Source organism: Streptomyces sp. NTH33 (assembly GCF_003236365.1).
Lineage (GTDB): Bacteria > Actinomycetota > Actinomycetes > Streptomycetales > Streptomycetaceae > Streptomyces.
The window spans coordinates 1-3,054 of record NZ_POTZ01000645.1 but is presented as its reverse complement, the minus strand read 5'-3'; the positions used below and the strand labels follow the sequence as shown (position 1 = coordinate 3,054).

3 protein-coding genes are annotated in these 3,054 nt (G+C 71.3%); 1 reads left to right on the top strand and 2 read right to left on the bottom strand.

Annotated features, from left to right (window positions below; translation table 11 throughout):
• Positions 1-300 precede the first annotated feature (300 nt).
• Positions 301-1,725, top strand: a complete 1,425-nt coding sequence (locus C1I97_RS34320; protein ID WP_111006901.1) for a hypothetical protein — start codon at positions 301-303, stop codon at positions 1,723-1,725.
• Positions 1,726-1,830: 105 nt separating this feature from the next.
• Here the strand turns inward: C1I97_RS34320 and C1I97_RS34315 are convergent, their stop codons facing one another.
• Entirely contained in the window at positions 1,831-2,415 is a 585-nt protein-coding gene (locus C1I97_RS34315; protein ID WP_111006900.1) for a TerD family protein, read from the bottom strand.
• 49 nt (positions 2,416-2,464) lie between these two features.
• Positions 2,465-3,054, bottom strand: a 590-nt coding sequence (locus C1I97_RS34310) for a TerD family protein (protein WP_146608390.1), incomplete at its 5' end; no start/stop codon positions are given.

Below are 3,054 nucleotides of genomic sequence, written 5' to 3'. Positions count from 1 at the left end.
GGGCATGGGCGGGCTGCGCGAGGTGGCGGCGCCGTTCGTGGTGCCCGGCCCGTCCGCCGTGACAATCGCGTCGATCAGCTTGGTGACTGTCACGCTCGCTTCGACTGTGCCGTTGTTATATTAGGCCTTCTGCTGCGGATTTCTACGCGCGTCAATCTCCTGTGTGGCCGGGTTCGTTGTCAACGTTTCGGCCATGGGCGGCTGGTAAAGGGGAGATGAATGGGGCGGCATCGGTGGAAACCCGTCTAGGCTGAGCGGTCGAGTCGTACGGCCGTGCACGTCCGCTAGGAGAACCAGCCGATGTCAGACAGGTCCCCGCTCCCGCCGGTTCGGCTCGCTTCCGAACCGGAGCTGGCCCGGGACGCGCTCGCCACCCCGCTGCTGTCGCGCGCCGCGCGGCTCGCCCGCTGGACCGGAGACGGGAGGCGGGTCGACGCCGACGGGCTGCTGACCGAGGAGCAACTGTCCGCCGCGGCCGGGGTGCTCGGCCTGAGCGGGAACGACGCGGCGGCCCGGACGAGGGAGGCGTGGCGGATCGCCGTGGACACCGGACTCGTCGGGATCACCGGCGAGGAGGCGGGCACCGCCGCGGCCGGCGCCGGCCTGGGCCTGCTGACCGGCGGCTCGCCGCACGACGTGCTCGCGATGTGGCTGACCGCGCTCAAGGCCGTGCTGGCGGACGCGAGCGTGCCCGGCGGCGAGGACCCGGCCGGTGAGCCGGCCGAGGGCGCCGTCGGCCTGCCCGCGCCGGGCCGGGACCTGGAGGCCGGGGCGGAGTTCCTCGACGAGGTGCTGGCCGGCCTCTACCTGCTCACCGTCGGCGAGGGCGGATCCGGCGGCGGTCCGGTGCCGCTGCCCGTGCTCGCTGCCTCCGTGGTCGTGCCCGACGGCATGGGGGAGCCCACCGACGACGTGCTGCGGCAGGTCTCCGAGGCGATGATGCGGCTGGACGAGCGGTTCCGGCTGCTCGAGCCGGTCGGACTCGTCGCGTACCGGCCGGTGGACGAGGAGTTGATGACGGACGCCGAGGAGGAGCCGTCGACGCCGGTCGACGAGGCCGACGTGGCCCGCTACGGCATGGTGCGGCTGACCCCGCTCGGACTGTACGGGCTGCGCGCCCGGCTGCTGGAGACCGGTCATGAGGCCCCGGTGGTCGGCGACCTCGCGGACAAGGGCGCCGACGCGCTGCTCGACGGCACCGCCGCGTTCCCCCCGGCCGCCGCTCACGCCGAGACCGAGCAGTGGCTCGCCCGCCGTGAACCCCTCGTCGCCGCAAGGGAGTTGCTCGCCGCGGCCCGTGGCACGGACCCGGGCGCGCCACTGCGCCGGCTGCGCTGCCAGCAGGCCCTGTCGCTGGTCGGCGTCGAGGCCGAACCGGCGCTCAGGGACGTGCTCGACGACGCCGAACTGGGCGGGCTGGCCCGGGTCTGGCTGACCGAGCGCGGCCTGGACGACGTACCGGCGCCGTCCCAGGAGATGATCTTCTGGCTGACCATCGACACGGTGGCCGCGCAACTGGCCGCCGAGGGCGACTCCGAGGAACTGCACGCCCTGGTCAAGGGCCTCGCCGAACAGCACGGCGGCTTCTTCGCGGCGGCCTGGCGGGTGCGCCACCCGCAGACCGCGGACGTGCTGGAGGCGATGGGCCGGCTCCACCCCGACAGGAGGATCGCGAAGGAGGCCCGCAAGGCGGCCTTCAAGGCCCGTTCCGCGCAAGGTGGTTGAGTCCGCGGCCCGTTCCGTGCGCGGTGGTTGAGTCTGCGGCCCGTTCCGCGCAAGGCGGTTGTTCCCGCGGCCCGCACCGGTCCGGTGCGGGCCGCGGCCGGCGTGTCACTTGCTGACGGCGAACCGCATCAGGGCGTGCTCGTCGCCCTGCTTGATCTTCCCCGTCTCGTTGATCACCTGCAGCTTCCAGGACCCGTCCACCCGCATGGCCTTGGCCACGGCGCAGCCGTTGTCCTGGGTGAGCAGGCTCGGCCAGATGTCGGCCACCTGCTGGGAGCTGCCCCCGGTCGCGTCGTACACCTTGAAACTGATGTTGCGCGCCTTCTGGAAGGAACTGCCCTTCTTGAACGCGGCGGCGACGAACACGATCGAGGTGATGTGGGGCGGTATCCGGGCGAACTCGACCGTCACCGTCTCGTCGTCGCCGTCCCCGTGGCCGGTCTGGTTGTCACCGCTGTGCAGCAGCGAGCCGTTGCCGATGGGGTCCAGCGAGTCCAGGCCCGCCAGGCGCACCGGGTCCGAGCCGTGCATGGCGACGGCGATCAGGTCCAGGTCGGTGCCGGCCTTGCGGCGGAGCTTGCCCAGCACTCCGCCGCTGGCGCCCGCGGTCGGGTCCCAGGACACCCCGATGGACATGTGGGTCACCCCGTCCAGGTCCGCCGGTCCGTCTTCCTTCGTCAGTGTGATCATGTGTGGTTCATCCTCTGGTGAAGAAACTGCGCGACAGGCGCATTGTGTCCTACAGCGCCTGGGCGGCCGGCTTCACCATGTTCCGTACGGTGCGGGCCTTGACGAAGTCGCCCATGGCCGTCATCTCCCACTCGCCGGTGAACTGCCGGATGAGCTTGGCCATCATCACACCGGTCTGCGGCTCGGCGTTGGTGAGGTCGAAGCGGACCAGCTCCTCCTCCGTGGTGGCGTCCAGCAGGCGGCAGTAGGCCTTGGCGACCTGGTTGAACTTCTGGCCGGAGAACGAGTTCACGGTGAACACCAGTCCGGTCACCTCCTGGGGGAGGCGCCCGAGGTCGACCACGATCACTTCGTCGTCGCCCGCGCCCTCACCGGTGAGGTTGTCACCGGAGTGCTTGACGGCGCCGTTCAGGATGGTGAGCTTGCCGAAGTAGCAGCTGTCGATGTGGTTGCGCTGCGGGCCGTAGGCGATGACGGAGGCGTCCAGGTCGATGTCCGCGCCGCGGTACGCCGGCTCCCAGCCGAGGCCCATCTTGACCCGGGAGAGCAGCGGGCGGCCGCCCTTGACCAGGGACACGGTCTGGTTCTTCTGCAGGCTGACCCGGCCCTTGTCGAGGTTGACCTTCCCGGCGCCGGGGG